Source organism: Sphingopyxis sp. H053 (genome assembly GCF_001468225.1).
Taxonomy (GTDB): domain Bacteria; phylum Pseudomonadota; class Alphaproteobacteria; order Sphingomonadales; family Sphingomonadaceae; genus Sphingopyxis.
On sequence record NZ_LNRU01000012.1, the window covers coordinates 1 to 14732 of the forward strand.

The window sequence follows — 14732 nt, forward strand, 5'->3', positions numbered from 1 at the left end:
TTTCGATCGCAAGGCGCCCTATATCCAGAGCTTCACCGATGCGAACACCGACACGATGACCTATGACCTGCTCGGACGGCGTTTCTACGTCGGCTTCCGCACCGCGTTCTGAGGGTAATCGATATGGCGATCCGTTGGCCGCTGCTCGTCCGGCGAACGCATAAATGGCTGGCCTTGGTGGTCGGCGTCCAGGCGCTGCTCTGGACGCTGACCGGCTTCTACATGGTGGTCGTGCATATCGACACCATCCATGGCGACCATCTCGTGCGCGCGCCGATGGTTCAGCCCTTCGACCTCGCGGGCCTCGCGCCGCCGTCGCGGATCGTTGCGGCCGCGCCCGGTGCGTCCGAGGTTCGCTTGCAGCGGTTCTTCGATCGCCCCGTCTGGCGCGCTGAAACTCCCGAAGGGGCGCGGCTGTTCGATGCCCGCTCGGGTGCGCCGCTGCCTGCGCTTACCGAGTCCCAGGTCCGCGAGCAGGCGCGGCGCATCTACACCGGCGACGGCAAGATCGTGTCGGTGCGGCTGTTGACCGAAGCGCCACAGGAAATGCAGTCGCGCAAGCCGCCCTATTGGCAGGTCGAGTTCGAGGGCTGGAACCGCCCGACGCTCTATCTGTCGCCGACGACCGGTGAGCTTATCTCGCGCCGGCACGCATTGTGGCGCGTGTTCGACTTCGCGTGGATGCTCCACATCATGGACTATGATGAGCGGACCGACGTCAACAACCCGTTGCTCCGCGTCGCGACCTGGAGCGTCTTCGCGATGGCGATCAGCGGGGCGTGGTTGCTGATCTGGTCCTTCAAACGCCGCAAGAGGAAGCAGGCATGAAACGCATCCGACTGACGCCGCTCTTCTTCCGGCGCATCCACAAATGGGTCGGGCTGATCCTGGGTCTCCAGTTCCTGCTCTGGGCGCTCAGCGGATCGGTGATGGCGCTGCTCGACAAGGATAAGGTCGGCGGGCACGGCGGCGGGATGTCGCATGCGCATCCACTGCCACCGGGGGAATATTTCGACGTGGCGGCCCTGCCGCGCGGCGAACCTGTCACGGGCGTGATCCTTCGCGATCTCGGAACCCGGCCGGTCTATGAAGTGCGCTCCGCAAAAGGCGTCCGTCTCGTCGACGCGACAAGCGGCGAGCACATCCGGGTCGACGAGGCCATGGCGCGCGAAGTCGCCTCCATGATGAACGAGGCGCCGATCCGAGAGGTGAGCGTAATCGCCAAGCCGAACCTCGAATCGCGCGATCATGAGGGGGCGATGTGGCGCGTCGATTTCGCGGACGACGAGAACAGCAGCGCCTATGTCTCGCTCGATACCGCCCGCTTTCTCGTGATGCGCGGCGATACCTGGCGCACATGGGACTTCTTCTGGATGCTCCACAATATGGACTATATCAACCGGTCGAGCTTCAACCACCCGCTGATCATCTTCGTCGCCTTCGGTGTACTATGGCTGTCGGGAACCGGCTTCTACCTGCTGTTCAAAAGCTTCAGCAAAGCCGACTTCCGTTGGCTGCGCCGGCGCCGCAAGCCGGTCGTGGTCACCCGCACCGGCTGACCGGCCTCAATCGTCGATCGAAAAGGCGGCTGACAGCTCGAAGCGTGTTCCGGGGTGTGTCAGCCAGGCATGCGACACAAGGCGCGAGCGGCTCCAAGTCCGGCGCGTCATCTGGAGCACCGGTTCGCCGTCGGACAATCCCAGCATGCCGCGCATCCGCTCGTCGGGCATCGTCGAGCAAACGCGATGCTCGACCCGTTCGAGCGGTGCAATGCGCGTCAGATATTCATTTGGTGTCATCCGCGTGAAGTCGAGCGTGCCATAGTCGGGGGCGATCGACGCGAGAACGAACCTCTCTTCTATCTGTATCGGAAATTCGGCTTCGTGATGGACGATGATCGAATGGAACAATTTCGTGCCCACGGACACCTCGAGCAGCGGCGCCGTCTCTACATTGGCGCGCTCTTCGCGGTTCTGGATCACGCGGGCGCGGTACGCATGACCGCGCTCCCGGATTTCCTCGGCGATGTTGCGGATTTCAATCATCTGGCCGATCGGCTTTGGCTCTGCGATGAACGATCCGCTGCCGGCGCGCCGCACGACGACGCCCGCCGCCTGCAACTCGCGTAGAGCGCGGTTCGCGGTCATCCGCGAAACGTCGAACTGCTGAACCAGCTCCGCTTCCGACGGCACCCGGTCTCCTGGGTTGAGGCGGCCGTCCCGCACTGCATCGCAAATGCTTTGCTTGATGGCGACGTACCGGGGCATCACCTCGCCTCCCGTCTCTTCGGGCGGCCGGGTTGCCTCGCGGGGCCGAGATTCTGAAGCGGGGGATTTTCGAGTGAGCGAAGGGTTCATAAGTCGTCTATACAACTTCGCCGACTCCCAGCTAGGTAAAACAGAATGTCACGCGCCGATTGCGCAAAAACTTGCGCGCCAAGCCACTCTCGGTGAGAGCGGGAGACTAATTGTCTCGATTCCGCTTGCGATCGGGAAAGTAGCGTGCCGGCGTTACACCGGTCAGTTCGCGAAACGAGCGGATAAAGTTACTCGCCGTCCCAAAACCGAGTTCGAGCGCGATCGATGTGACCGCCTCGCCCTGCGCCAGCCGCAAGAGCGCGGCCTTGAGCCGAATCTGGTTCCGAAACGCGGTAAAGCCTGTTCCGGTATCGCGTTGGAACAGCCGCGCAAGGCTTCGGCTCGAGATATGGAGTTGCTCCGACCAGGCTTCGAGGCTCCTCCGGTCGCCGGGATTGCGATCGAGTGCCGCGGCGATTTGCGCGATACGGGGCGCTGTGACCGACGGGATCGTCAGGGCAGGCGATATTTTCAACGCCATCTCGTCGGCGAAGAGGAAGGCCAGATGCCGCTGACGCGCCCCTGCGCCCGTGCCTGCGGCCGCAAAAATGATCTCGCGCATCAAGGGGCTCACGGAAGTTAGCCCGGCTTCTTTCGGCAGCCTCCGTAGAATGCTGCCGAAACAATATATGCTGTACATCTCGAAACCGCCCGAGGTCTCGACGCGATGCTCATGGTCCGCGGGCAGCCAAACGCCCTGCTGGGGCGGAACGACCCATTGTCCCTCACGGGTGTGCAATATCATGACCCCCCTGCTCGGGTATATCAGTTGGACTACTGGGTGCCGGTGCCACTCCCCGATGCTTCGTGCATGGAATGTGGCTCGTTCCACCTCGATCGAGACCGAAGGAGCATTCTTGTCGGATAGTGAATTCATTATGTCCTGATATCATCTATCGGACATAGTCTCCAACGCTCAGCATCGTCTTCGCAATCGACGGAGACCTTATGCGCCTACCCATGATGATCCAGTCCACGAAGCGTTCGTCCGCCGCCCGTCCCCATGGGGAATATAAGCGCCAATTGCTCGACGAAATTGTCGCTCTCAAGCCGGCAACCTTACTCGACGTCGGATGCGGCACGGGCGATCTTCTCGTCGCAGCGCGCGAAGCGGGCATCGCCCGCACTGTCGGGATCGAGCCGGAAACCCAAGCTTGCGTCCGCGCGCGATCCCGGGGTTTGGACGTCATTTCATGTCGTGCCGAAGCGCTGCCATTCGAAGACCGCAGTTTCGACGTCGTGACGCTCGATTATGTCGCACATCATACGGAGAATTTGCCGAGAGCATTGCGCGAGGCGTCGCGCGTCGCGCGCTGCGCCGTGCTCATCCTGGATTGCTGGTTCGACGACACCCTTGCTTCCCAGCGCGTCGCACGACGCTATGACAACTGGCTGAAGAGGCGCGACCGCAAGAGCGGATATGTGCACAACGCCTGCCCCACGGCGATCGAACTAATCTCTATGTTTGCAGCCGAAGAATTTTCGATCGACTATTTTTGCCGCCTTATCCTTTCGCCGCTCGACGTCGCCGAAGTCGAACGATCGGCCCGCGGTCTCCTGGAAAATGACGACGACCCGATCGGGAGGCTGGAACTGGAGGGCATTCTAGACGATGCCCGCCGCGACGGAATAAGCGATGATGGCTGCATCGTCGCTCGCTTTCTTCGCGACGGCGAAGCTGCAGACACCGCCTAGGCCCGAGAATGAAGGAGAGGCGATCATGTCGAGGCAAGCGGCTCTGGCCGAGATCCGGTTTCTGGGCGATGATCGATGTGAGTTGTCTGCCTGGGTGTCGGCGGCGGCTCCAGGGATCGAGAATCCAACGCCGATCCTGCTATGCCACGGTGGCGGACCCGATCACGCAATGTTCCTGCCCCTGATCGAGACAATCCCGGACGAATATGCGGTAATACTTCCCGATGTGCGCGGCTATGGCCGATCGCGATGTCGCGACACGGCGCGCCACACTTGGGCCCAATATGTATCCGATGCAGTCGCGTTGCTTGACGCCCTTGGTTTCTCGCGCGCCATCATCGGAGGCGCCGGACTTGGATCGACGATAGCACTCCGCTTCGCGGTGGATCTTCCGACCTATGTTCTGGCTGTCATCGCGATCGGGATCGAGGATATCGAGGACGATAAGGCAAAGGAGGCTGAAATCCGGATGATGGAGGCGTTCGCCTTGCGAGTACAGCGTGACGGCATTCTGGCCGGATGGGAGCCCCTCTTGCCGCATCTATCTCCGATCATCGGCGCGATGGTTTGCGAGGCGATCCCGCGTTCCGATGCGGAGAGCATTGCCGCGGCTGCGGCGATCGGTCGCGACCGATCCTTTAAAGATCCCGAAGAGCTTGCCGTCATTTCCGTTCCGGTCATCTTGTTCGCGGGTGACGACGCGAGACACCCGCAGTCGCTGGCCGAAGAGCTTGCGAGCATCATTCCCCGTGGCCGATTGGCGGCGGCTTCGCTGTCATCGAACGTGAAAACAAGCCGCGATTTCGGTCGGTTCATCGCGCCCGCTCTTCTCGACTTTATTGCCGAAGTTCGAGCCGCACCCACAGGATGATCGCAGCCTCTACGATCTGACCGACGGATAACCGCCGAAGCAGGCCCATCCAGCCGGACCTGGCGCGCACCCGATTGCGATAGCAGCAAGCGGTCTCGGCCGGCACCTGCGTCGGTGGTGCGATGTCCCGCCGCGAAGCGCGGCCCCCTTCGGCGGCCGCAGAGGGAGAGGAGAGAGGGGCCAGGTGACGGGTTGAAACCGGGAGAGAGTCTTCCGGACCCGTCGCGGAGACACGCCATGACACTTCTACCCAGCACCCTCGCCCGCGATTCGTCCCCGGGCTACAAGGTCGATATCTCGCGAGGCCGGCGCATCGGCCGCGTCTCGTCCGAATGGTTCTCCCGGCCCGACGACGAGCGCTACCTGTCGCTCTCCGACCTTTATGATGCAGTGCGCGCGCGGGCCGAGACCGCGACTGCGCGGACTGTCGAAACCCGCGCCATTCGCGTCATCGCCGCGCCCGACGAACCCGAGCGACTGAGCCTGCTCCTTCCCGACCGCGAAGCGCCGGTTGCACCCACGCACTGGTCTTTCGGGCAAATGTGCAGTCTCGTCGGGGCGCCGTCGGCCTATCTGCGCCAGCTTCCCGCCGCATTGGCGGGCATCAACATGCAGCACGGTCTGCTCGCGCATCGCGGGGAATTGGTGAAGACGCTCGAGACCGGCGACGGGCGCACCGAGCTGCGTGCCGTGACCGGCCCCGATTATGGCCGCATCTGGGATCATGAGCTTGTCGCCGCGGTCATGAAGATCGCGGGCAATGGCACTGGCGACACGCGGTGGAAGGTGCCGGGGCTCCTCGACTGGTCGACGATGCGCCACAATCCCTTCGTCGAGGTCATGAAAGATACGACGACGCTCTACGCCAGCGACCGCGACGTCTTCCTCTTCCTTGTCGACGACGCCAATCCGATCGAGGCCGGTCGTCTGCCCAACGGCGATCCCGACCTCTTCTTCCGCGGCTTCTACTGCTGGAACAGCGAGGTCGGGTCGAAAGCCCTCGGCATGGCGACCTTCTATCTTCGCGCCGTCTGCATGAACCGGAACATCTGGGGCGCCGAGGGCTTCGAAGAGATCAGCATCCGGCACAGCAAGTTCGCGGCCGGTCGCTTCGCGCAGGAAGCGGCGCCCGCGCTCGAACGCTTCGCCTCTTCCTCGCCGGTCTCCTTTATGAACGGCATCAAGGCCGCTCGGGCCGCGATCGTCGCGCGCGACGATGACGATCGGCAGACCTTCCTGCGCAAACGCGGCTTCTCGAAGGGCGAGAGCGAGCGGATCATCCGCAGCGTGCTGCAGGAAGAGGGGCACCCGCCCGCATCGATCTTCGACTTCGTGCAGGGGATCACCGCGCTGGCCCGCGAGCGTCCGCATCAGGATGGACGGCTCGAGCTGGAAGCCAAGGGTGCCAAGCTTCTGGCCTCGGTCCACTGAGCAAATCTCGCGTTCGCCGGCGGCGTGGTCCTTTCCCTTCAGAGGGAGAGGGCTGCGCCGGAGCCATGACGGGCTGAGAGCCGGGAGAGAGTCTCGCGGCGGCCTGTCATGGAGAAGCATCATGACGAAACAGGCAAAAATCACCCTCAGCGGCGCGCGGGAAATTCCCTTCAGCGCGCTCGTGCTGAGCCAGGCCAATGTGCGGCGCGTGAAGGCCGGGGTGTCGATCGACAGCCTTGCCGCGGACATCGCGCGGCGCGGCCTCCTCCAGAGCCTGACTGTTCGCGCCCAGCGCGACGAGGCGGGCCAGGAAACCGGTCGCTTCGAAGTCCCGGCCGGCGGTCGCCGCTTCCGCGCGCTCCAGATGCTGGTGAAACAGCGGCGCCTGGCGAAGACCGAGCCCGTGCCCTGCATCGTCCGCGAGGATGATGCCGTGTCGGCCGAAGAGGATTCGCTCGCCGAAAATGTCCATCGCGAACCGCTGCATCCGCTCGACCAGTTCCGGTCGATGCAGAAGCTCGTCGAACAGGGCACCGACATCGAAACGATCGCGGCGACCTTCATGGTCACGCCCGCGGTCGTGAAACAGCGCCTCAAGCTCGCCGAGGTCTCGCCCAAGCTCCACGACATCTACGCCGATGACGGCATGACGCTCGAACAGCTGATGTCCTTTTCGGTGTCGAGCGATCACGCGCGGCAGGAACAGGTCTGGGATATGCTCGCCTCGAGCCACACCCAGCAGCCCTGGTATATCCGCGCGCGGCTGACCGAGGACAAGGTTCGGGCATCGGACAAGCGCGTCCAGTTCGTCACCCTCGACGCCTATCGCGAGGCAGGCGGACATATTCTTCGCGATCTCTTCGAAAGCGATGACGGCGGCTGGCTCGAGGACGTCGCGCTGCTCGACCGGCTGCAGGCCGAGAAGTTCGAAGCCGAGGTTGCGCGTGTCGCGGCGGAAGGCTGGAAGTGGATCGAGACGGCGGTCGACTTCCCCTATGGCCACACCTTCGGCCACCGCCCGCTCGATGGCGTGGCGGCCGAGACGAGCGCCGACGATGAGGCGCGGATCGAAGCGCTGCGCGAGGAAGCCGACCGGCTCGAAGACGAATGGGCGGGCGCCGAGGACATCCCCGATGAAATCAGTGCCCGGATCGATGCGATCGACGAGGAGATCGCGCCGCTCGTCTCGAAGCCGCTGATCTACGACCCGGAGGAAGTGGCGATCGCCGGCACCTTCGTGAGCATCGATGTCGACGGGTCGCTGCATATCGAACGCGGCTTCGTTCGTCCCGAGGACGAGCCGCAAGAGCCCGTTGACGAGGAAGCTGCGGGCGGCGAGGAAGCGGCCGGCGGCGTGATCGGCGACGAAATGCAGGAAGATGCGGTCGGCGCGACATCTCCGGAAGAAGGCGGCACCGGCGAGGGCGAAGATCCGGATGATCTCGTCCGCCCGCTTCCGGACAAGCTCGTGACCGACCTCACCGCGCACCGCACCCTTGCGCTGCGCGACGCGCTGGCCGCAAGCCCGCTGGTGGCGTTTGCGGCGATGCTCCACGCCATCGTTCTCGAATGCTTCTACACCTATGCCTCCTCGGCGAGTTGCGTCGGCATCGCGCTGCGCAATCATTCGATGGTCGGCTATGATGCGGGGCTCAACGATACGCCGTCCGCGCGGGCCATTCGCGAACGGCACGAAGGCTGGTCCGAGCGGCTGCCCGATGCGACCGCCGATCTGTGGGACGTGCTTGCCGGTCTCGACGCTGATGACCAGGCAGCACTGTTCGCGCACTGCGTCTCCTTCGGCGTCAATGCGGTGTGGGAGCCGGCGACCCGCTATAATGAAGGCCGGGTGTCGGCCCGCGCGGTGGCGAGCCGGATCGACCATTCGCACATCCTCGCGCGGGCGTCGGGCCTCGACATGGTCCAGGCGGGCTGGGTTGCTACCACGGCCAATTACCTCGGACGGGTGACCAAGCCGGGGATCCTCGATGCCGTCGAAGAGGCTTGCGGGGCCGAAGCGGCGGCGCGGATTGCGGGACTGAAGAAGCCCGAGATGGCGAGCGCCGCCGAGGACCTGCTCAAAGGCACCGGCTGGCTTGCACATCCGCTGCGCACGCCCGTCATCGACGAGCCCGACGGTGATGGGGAGCTGGCTGCGGCCAATGACGATGGCCCTGCAATCGAAGCGGGCCATGACGAGCTGGGCGACGACGACATCGAAGCGATTGCCGCCGAATAACGCCACCGACTATCATTCGGGGAGTTCGGCGCTGTGCCGGGCTCCCCATTTTTTCGCTGGCCCTTGAAATCAGGACGCTCCGCGCGAACATCGGAGGTGTCCGGCAGGGGCTGCCAGACCGCCGCATGCCTTCCTGACCCGCTCCACCGGGCGGGATCGCGCGCAGCCTGTCTTGTGAAGGAGGCCCCCATGTCGAGTCCTGCAGCCGAGGTCGCGCGACGCCTCGCCGACGATGCCGAGGCGGTTTGCCGCCGATATCTCTCCCATGGACGCCGCGAGGGACATTATTGGATGGTCGGTGACGTCCGTAATTCGCCGGGCCGCAGCCTTTACGTTCGCCTTTCTGGCACCGCCGACGGTCTTCGGTCCGCTGGCAAATGGACCGATGCCGCCAGCGGCGATCATGGCGATCTTCTCGATGTCATCGCCGCGAGCTGCGGCCATACATCCTTCCGCGACACGCTCGACGAGGCGCGCCGCTTTCTGAGCCTGCCTGCCGTCATGCCCGGCGACCGAAATCCGGCTCCGCGTAAAGCACCGCGCGGCACCCCCGAGGCCGCCCGCAGGCTATGGGCCGGATCGAAGCCGCTCAGCGGCACCCTTGCCCGCGCCTATCTGTCTGCCCGCGCGATCGGCGACCTTCGCGATGCCGAATGGCTTCGTTTCCATCCCCATTGCTTCTATCATCCATCCGAGGACGACGCCCCCGATGTCCGCCGGGCATGGCCCGCCCTGATCGCGGCGATCACTGACGAGGCGGGCAATGTCACCGGAGTCCATCGCACCTGGCTCGACTCGGCCGCCTGCGACAAGGCGCCGGTTGCCTATCCGCGGCGCGCCATGGGCCAATTGCTCGGTCATGGCGTTCGGTTCGGCACGTCGGCTGCGGTCATGGCGGCGGGCGAAGGCATCGAAACCATCCTGTCTTTGCGTCAGATCACACCAGCCCTGCCGATGATCGCCGCCCTTTCGGCGGCCCATCTGGGAGCGTTGACCTTCCCGCGCGGACTGCAGCGACTGTATGTCGCGCGTGACGACGACCCGGCGGGTGCGGCCGCCTTCGGGACGCTTTGCGACCGAGCCCGGCCGCTCGGCATCGAGGTCATCGCGCTCGAAGCGGATCGCGGCGACTTCAATGCCGATCTCATGACACTCGGCCGACAGCGAATGATCGGCTCGCTTCGATCCCAGCTCCGGACTGCGGATCGTTCACTCCTGCTCTGACGCCTCAGCATCGGCCGGAAGGAGGGCGGGCGAGGGATGGACCGGTGCTGATGCAGCACCACGGGGTGGCCGCGCTCCGGCCTTCGCAAGAGGGCGACTGCGGCGAACCGTACCGGGCCCGCAATGGCGGGCGGGCGGCTATTTTCCGCCGGGGCGCGCGGCGCCCCTTTGCATCGCGAAACAAAATAGCCTTCGCCCGCCATCCTCCGCCTTCGGCTTCGGCCGCGGCCGGGGCCGCGGTGCAGTTCGGTACGGCGCGCCGCGAGGGGTCGCCGCGAAGGCCGCGCGAGCGCGGCAAAACCCGACTGGAGACGATCATGTTGAGCCCCACCGAACCCGCCGACGATCCTGCCGAAGCCGGCGCCACCCATCTCCTCCTTCAGGAGATGCAACTCTTCGGACATCGCCCCTTCGAAGACGAACCCGACCCGCGCCCGCTGCCCGATGCCCGCCTGGCGGCCGGCGCTGTCGCCGACATATTCGATGCCCTTGTCGGCTGTCTCGACGATACGCGGATCGAGCCCGATCTCGAAGAGCTCCTCTGGAACGTCGTCAACCTCTTCCACCGCGCGGGGGAGCGGGTCGAACGCAGCCTCGACGACAATGAACAGGCGCAACGCCGAGCCCAGCGCGAACAGGACGGGAGCGAGATCCGGTCGGTCGAGCTCGAACGCCTCGTGCAGCAGGGGATCAGCCTGATCGAACGGCGCGATGCGATGGAATTCTTCCGCGAAAGCGCCGCCGAACAATTTCGGACCCACTGCCGCAAGGCCTGGTCACCGCGCACCGGATCGCGCGCGCATCACCGGTCGATGACCGCGGCGATGATCGACAGCCGTGACTTTCTCGACGCGCGGTTGCGCCAGAAAGCGGCTGCACTTCTTCCCGAGGGCACGCGCATCCTGTTCACCGGCGGCGCTGATGTCGACGATCATAGGGCGATCTGGGATGCTCTCGATCGCGCACGCGACCGCCATCCCGATATGATCCTGCTCCATGGGGCAACGCCGACGGGGGCCGAACGCATCGCCGCCTGCTGGGCCGAAACCCGCAAGGTGACGCAGGTGGCCTTCCGTCCCGACTGGAGCCGGCATGGCAAGTCCGCGCCGTTCAAGCGCAACGACCGGATGCTCGAAGCACTGCCGGTCGGGGTCATCATCTTCCCCGGCACCGGCATCCAGGACAATCTCGCCGACAAGGCTGCGAAGATCGGCCTTCCGGTCTGGGATTTTCGCAAGCGGGGCCGATGACAGCCGTCGGGCATTCGGACGCTTTCGGCAAAATGGCCCCAATCTGGTTCTATCTCCCGAATATAATTGAAATATATTCGTAACATCCGCAAATTTACATCATTGTAGATCGCTATGACCAGCGGCGATCACCCGTCGCCGGCGGGACGGCCCATTGAGAGGGCACCGCTCGCAGGCCATGACGAGGAGCAGGGACGGTCGGCCGACTTGGCGACGACTGCCGTCCGCTGCCATGGGTCGCAATGCCGACGATGGACGCTGCGCATGCTTTTGCGCTCGACGTCACGCGGGTGAAGGATGCGGCGGGTCTGGCCGATCTGCTGGCGGAGGCCTGCGCGCGCATGGGCTGTTCCTGGTTCGCGCTGAGCCACCATGTCGATTTCCTCGCGGCTCCCGACAGGGGTGTTCGCGTCCACAACTATCCCGAGGATTGGGCCCGCTGGTTTGACGAGCGCGGCCTAGGGCTTACCGATCCGGTGCATCGCGCCAGTCACCGCAGTCTCGAGGGTTTCTTCTGGCGCAACATGAAGCCGCTTTCGGGCGAACGCCCCGAGGACGAACTGGTTCTCAGTGAGGCGCAGCGGCACGGAATAGGAGACGGGCTTACCATACCGGCGCATATTCCTGGCGAGGCGCATGGTTCGGTGTCCTTCGCCTGGACGCCGGGGATCGCCGCGAATGATATGGCGCTCCTCTTTGCCCGAATGATCGGTGGGCCAGCCTTCGAAGCCGCGCGGCTGCTCGCCAATCCCGAACTCGCGCAGGTCGGGCCGCGGCTGACGGACCGCCAGCGCGAATGTCTGATCTTGTCCGCCAAAGGCAACAGTGCCCCGAAGGTTGGACGCATCCTCGATCTCAGTCCCGACACGGTTCGCGAGCATCTTCGCAACGCGCGGCAGCGTTACGACGCGAATGGTGGGATCACGCTGACGGTGCGCGCGCTTTATGCCGGCGACCTCAGCTACGAGGATATCGCCAAGCGCTGAACTTTTTTCGCCGACACCCCCCGATCGTGCTATGGTGGAGTGGCAAAAAGCCGTTCAATTGGATGGTCTCTTTCGAAAAGGAGACACATCCATGCTTTCGGTAATCGACCATTCCAACCGCGCGCACGAGCATCAATTGCTCCGCGCGATGTTCGAGGCGCGTAAGCGCGTCTTCATCGATCTTCTGAAATGGGACCTGCCGGTGCTCGCCGACCGGTTCGAGATCGATCATTTCGACGATCCCCATGCGACCTATCTGATCGTCGGCGATCAGGAGGGCGGGCATCTCGCCTCGGCGCGCCTCCTTCCCACCACGCGCCCGGCTCTTCTCGATGGTCTCTTCCCCGGCCTCGTCGACGGCATCCCGCCGTCCGGCCCCGACATCTTCGAGATCACGCGCTTCTGCCTGTCGCCGGGGATCGGTGCGCGCCAGCGCCGCACCGCGCGCGACACGCTTCTTGTCGGGCTGGTAGACTATGCGCTCGCCAACGGCATCCGCTCCTACACCGGCGTCGCAGAGCTCGACTGGTTCGCTCAGATCCGGACCTTTGGCTGGGACTGCAAGGCGCTCGGCGAAGCCGGCATTTACGACGGCCGCGCGCTGACCTCGCTGCGGATCGAGATCGACGCCGACACCCCCGCAAGGCTCAAGTCGGCGGGGATTGTTTCGGGCAGCGCTGCGACGCCGGTCGCGGCCAATGCAGCGTGAAAGGAGCGGGACCATGATTACCGATATCGCTCCAGTCGATAGCCACCAGCCGCCCTCTGCTTCGATGCGGGCGCTCAAGGAAAACGGCTACGCGATCGTTCGCGAAGCCGTTCCCGCCGAGCTGATCGCGGCGATCGATCGCGACCTCGATCCGCGATACGCCGCGACGCCCTTTTGCGAGGGCGGCTTCTATGGGACACGCACCAAGCGCTTCGGCCGCCTGCTCATCCGCTCGCCGCATGTTGGCGCATTGGTCATGAACCCGGCGATCCTCGCCCTCGCCGAGGCCGCGCTCGGCGACTGGTGTGAGCGCATCCAGCTCAATCTCGCCCAAGCGATTGAGCTGCATCCGGGAGCGCTTCCGCAATTCCCGCACCGCGATCAAGATATGTGGCAGGGCACACTCGGTGAGGTCGAATATCTCGTGAATGTGATGTGGCCGCTGACGCCCTTCACCACCGAGAATGGCGCCACGATCATCTGGCCGAAAAGCCATGGGCTCGAGGCGCTCATCGAGGAACCGGCGGAGGAGCCGATCATTGCCGAGACCATGCCGGGCGATGCCATCGTCTTCCTGGGTTCGACGCTCCACGGAGCCGGCGGCAATTGCAGCGCGTCGGTGCGGCGCGGGATCATCATCAGCTACTGCCTTGGCTGGCTGAAACCATATGAGAACCAGTGGCTCGCCTATCCACCCGACGTCGCGAAGGACTTTCCGCCGGAGCTGGCGGCCTTGACCGGCTATGTACAGCATCGCCCAAACCTCGGCAACTTCGAGGGCCAGTGTCCCTCGATCCTGTTCCGCGGCTATCCCCCCGACCCGATCGCAGCCGTTGATGCGCTCCGGCCCGACCAGCAGGCGCTTCTTGCCGACTATATCGGCGACCAAAGATCGGCGGGCGGAGACGGGACGCTCGCGGCATGAGCCCGGGCACCACGATGGAGCGGGTCTATCTGGACCTCAAGGCGCGTATCCTGTCGGGCACCTATCCGCCCGGTACGCGCCTCGAGGCGGCGCAGCTCGCAAAGTCGCTGGCGGCCAGCGCTACCCCCGTTCGCGATGCCCTGTATCGCCTGTCGGGCGAGCGGATCATCGAGAGCTGGCATCAGGAGGGGTTTCGGCAGCCCCTTCTTAATGAGGCGGATTTGGTCGAACTCTATTGGTGGACCGGCGCCCTTCTCTCGCTGGCGTTGAAGGGGAGGACGCCGAGGCCCGATTTGCCAGGCGGACTGATCTCGCTCGCGAATCACCAGGCCTATCCTGAGGGGCTCAATGGCCTCTTCCGGACCATCGCAATCGGCAGCAGCAACGGCGAACTTCGCGCTACCATCATCAATTGTGTCGAGCGAAGCATGACAATCCGCACATTGGAGGTTCGTGTCGATGGGTCTGTGGGCGACGCGCTCACGGCGATGGCGGACGATTACCGGTTCGGTCGATGGAGCGCTTTACGCAGTAAAATCACGCGCTTCCATCGCCGCCGCGCGTCATATGCCGGCCGCGTCGCGGCCGAAATCCGGCGCCGGTCCGAGCCGCTGGATAATATTCGGAGAATATGAGTCGTATTAAATTCCTATACGGCGCGGCCTCCCTAGCTTCGAGAGGGCCGCAATTCCGCGGCAATCATGGAAGGAAGCGATCATGGACCGCGAACTCAATGAGTTGATCGAACTCGGCAGCGTTACCGGCGACACCGCGGGCAGCGAAGACGTCGGCATCGAAACGAACGGCAAGTTCAAGCCGCTCGGACTCAGCCAGGACTGACCAGCGCTCCGGGGACCGGCCCGAGGCCGGCCCCCGGTCGTTTCCTTGTGTCTGAGAAGGGAAGCAACATGGAACGCGATAACGACACGCTCGTCGAACTCGGCTCGGTCTCCGGTGACACCGCCGGCGACTGGGGCCTGTATGTCGAAGCCGGCGGCCGTATGCCGACGCCCGGTCTCGTCCAGGACTGACTGGTGTATCCGGG

Annotated in this window: 16 protein-coding genes; 14 read left to right on the forward strand and 2 right to left on the reverse strand. The window is 64.4% G+C overall.

Annotation, left to right across the window (positions count from 1 at the left end):
* Positions 1–123: 123 nt before the first annotated feature.
* Entirely contained in the window at positions 124–828 is a 705-nt protein-coding gene (locus ATE70_RS19695; RefSeq protein ID WP_011542692.1) for a PepSY domain-containing protein, read from the forward strand.
* Positions 825–1559 (forward strand): PepSY domain-containing protein, encoded by a 735-nt coding sequence (locus ATE70_RS19700; protein ID WP_037553306.1) that lies wholly within the window; start codon positions 825–827, stop codon positions 1557–1559. Before ATE70_RS19695 ends, ATE70_RS19700 begins: the two co-directional genes overlap by 4 nt.
* 6 nt (positions 1560–1565) lie before the next feature.
* Here ATE70_RS19700 and hutC read toward each other — a convergent pair whose 3' ends face one another.
* The gene (gene hutC / locus ATE70_RS19705; RefSeq protein WP_052181953.1) at positions 1566–2267 is read right to left on the reverse strand and encodes a histidine utilization repressor; all 702 of its coding nucleotides are present in this window, start codon (positions 2265–2267) and stop codon (positions 1566–1568) included.
* A gap of 196 nt (positions 2268–2463) precedes the next feature.
* A complete protein-coding gene (locus tag ATE70_RS24430; protein WP_081932949.1) occupies positions 2464–3234 on the reverse strand; it encodes an AraC family transcriptional regulator in 771 nt (256 codons plus the stop codon).
* An 86-nt stretch (positions 3235–3320) separates the two neighbouring features.
* On the opposite strand from ATE70_RS24430, the gene ATE70_RS19715 reads away from it, so the two are divergent.
* From ATE70_RS19715 to ATE70_RS25715, 12 genes are all read left to right on the forward strand, one after another.
* On the forward strand, positions 3321–4052 hold the full coding sequence (locus ATE70_RS19715; RefSeq protein WP_231732723.1) for a class I SAM-dependent methyltransferase: 732 nt from the start codon (positions 3321–3323) through the stop codon (positions 4050–4052).
* Positions 3994–4923 (forward strand): alpha/beta fold hydrolase, encoded by a 930-nt coding sequence (locus ATE70_RS19720; protein ID WP_197411521.1) that lies wholly within the window; start codon positions 3994–3996, stop codon positions 4921–4923. The genes ATE70_RS19715 and ATE70_RS19720 overlap by 59 nt, the downstream gene beginning before the upstream one ends.
* Positions 4924–5160: 237 nt before the next feature.
* Positions 5161–6354, forward strand: coding sequence for a hypothetical protein (locus ATE70_RS19725; RefSeq protein ID WP_037553308.1), 1194 nt, complete (start codon positions 5161–5163; stop codon positions 6352–6354).
* Positions 6355–6475: 121 nt separating this feature from the next.
* Positions 6476–8593, forward strand: coding sequence for a ParB/RepB/Spo0J family partition protein (locus ATE70_RS19730; protein WP_037553309.1), 2118 nt, complete (start codon positions 6476–6478; stop codon positions 8591–8593).
* Between the two features lie 189 nt (positions 8594–8782).
* Complete coding sequence (locus ATE70_RS19735) at positions 8783–9817, forward strand: DUF7146 domain-containing protein (RefSeq protein ID WP_037553310.1); 1035 nt, start codon at positions 8783–8785, stop codon at positions 9815–9817.
* A 317-nt stretch (positions 9818–10134) separates the two neighbouring features.
* Positions 10135–11067: a DUF2493 domain-containing protein gene (locus ATE70_RS19740; RefSeq protein ID WP_037553311.1), complete on the forward strand. Its 933-nt coding sequence runs from the start codon at positions 10135–10137 to the stop codon at positions 11065–11067.
* Positions 11068–11318: 251 nt separating this feature from the next.
* A complete protein-coding gene (locus ATE70_RS19745; protein WP_052181956.1) occupies positions 11319–12053 on the forward strand; it encodes a helix-turn-helix transcriptional regulator in 735 nt (244 codons plus the stop codon).
* 91 nt (positions 12054–12144) lie between these two features.
* A complete protein-coding gene (locus ATE70_RS19750; RefSeq protein ID WP_052181957.1) occupies positions 12145–12762 on the forward strand; it encodes an acyl-homoserine-lactone synthase in 618 nt (205 codons plus the stop codon).
* Positions 12763–12775: 13 nt separating this feature from the next.
* Positions 12776–13687 (forward strand): phytanoyl-CoA dioxygenase family protein, encoded by a 912-nt coding sequence (locus ATE70_RS19755; protein WP_037553312.1) that lies wholly within the window; start codon positions 12776–12778, stop codon positions 13685–13687.
* Entirely contained in the window at positions 13684–14322 is a 639-nt protein-coding gene (locus ATE70_RS19760) for a GntR family transcriptional regulator (RefSeq protein ID WP_052181958.1), read from the forward strand. The genes ATE70_RS19755 and ATE70_RS19760 overlap by 4 nt, the downstream gene beginning before the upstream one ends.
* Before the next feature lie 82 nt (positions 14323–14404).
* Positions 14405–14527: a hypothetical protein gene (locus tag ATE70_RS25720; RefSeq protein WP_255265930.1), complete on the forward strand. Its 123-nt coding sequence runs from the start codon at positions 14405–14407 to the stop codon at positions 14525–14527.
* Positions 14528–14595: 68 nt separating this feature from the next.
* Positions 14596–14718: a hypothetical protein gene (locus ATE70_RS25715; protein ID WP_255265931.1), complete on the forward strand. Its 123-nt coding sequence runs from the start codon at positions 14596–14598 to the stop codon at positions 14716–14718.
* Positions 14719–14732 lie beyond the last annotated feature (14 nt).

Bases quoted from the DNA above. Each gene is read 5' to 3' on its own strand.
- ATE70_RS19750 (WP_052181957.1), top strand. From the start codon at position 12,145: ATGCTTTCGGTAATCGACCATTCCAACCGCGCGCACGAGCATCAATTG.
- ATE70_RS19755 (WP_037553312.1), top strand. From the start codon at position 12,776: ATGATTACCGATATCGCTCCAGTCGATAGCCACCAGCCGCCCTCTGCT.
- ATE70_RS19735 (WP_037553310.1), top strand. From the start codon at position 8,783: ATGTCGAGTCCTGCAGCCGAGGTCGCGCGACGCCTCGCCGACGATGCC.
- hutC (WP_052181953.1), bottom strand. From the start codon at position 2,267: ATGCCCCGGTACGTCGCCATCAAGCAAAGCATTTGCGATGCAGTGCGG.
- ATE70_RS19760 (WP_052181958.1), top strand. From the start codon at position 13,684: ATGAGCCCGGGCACCACGATGGAGCGGGTCTATCTGGACCTCAAGGCG.
- ATE70_RS24430 (WP_081932949.1), bottom strand. From the start codon at position 3,234: ATGAATTCACTATCCGACAAGAATGCTCCTTCGGTCTCGATCGAGGTG.
- ATE70_RS25715 (WP_255265931.1), top strand. From the start codon at position 14,596: ATGGAACGCGATAACGACACGCTCGTCGAACTCGGCTCGGTCTCCGGT.
- ATE70_RS19730 (WP_037553309.1), top strand. From the start codon at position 6,476: ATGACGAAACAGGCAAAAATCACCCTCAGCGGCGCGCGGGAAATTCCC.
- ATE70_RS25720 (WP_255265930.1), top strand. From the start codon at position 14,405: ATGGACCGCGAACTCAATGAGTTGATCGAACTCGGCAGCGTTACCGGC.
- ATE70_RS19725 (WP_037553308.1), top strand. From the start codon at position 5,161: ATGACACTTCTACCCAGCACCCTCGCCCGCGATTCGTCCCCGGGCTAC.
- ATE70_RS19745 (WP_052181956.1), top strand. From the start codon at position 11,319: ATGGACGCTGCGCATGCTTTTGCGCTCGACGTCACGCGGGTGAAGGAT.
- ATE70_RS19695 (WP_011542692.1), top strand. From the start codon at position 124: ATGGCGATCCGTTGGCCGCTGCTCGTCCGGCGAACGCATAAATGGCTG.
- ATE70_RS19720 (WP_197411521.1), top strand. From the start codon at position 3,994: ATGATGGCTGCATCGTCGCTCGCTTTCTTCGCGACGGCGAAGCTGCAG.
- ATE70_RS19700 (WP_037553306.1), top strand. From the start codon at position 825: ATGAAACGCATCCGACTGACGCCGCTCTTCTTCCGGCGCATCCACAAA.
- ATE70_RS19715 (WP_231732723.1), top strand. From the start codon at position 3,321: ATGATCCAGTCCACGAAGCGTTCGTCCGCCGCCCGTCCCCATGGGGAA.
- ATE70_RS19740 (WP_037553311.1), top strand. From the start codon at position 10,135: ATGTTGAGCCCCACCGAACCCGCCGACGATCCTGCCGAAGCCGGCGCC.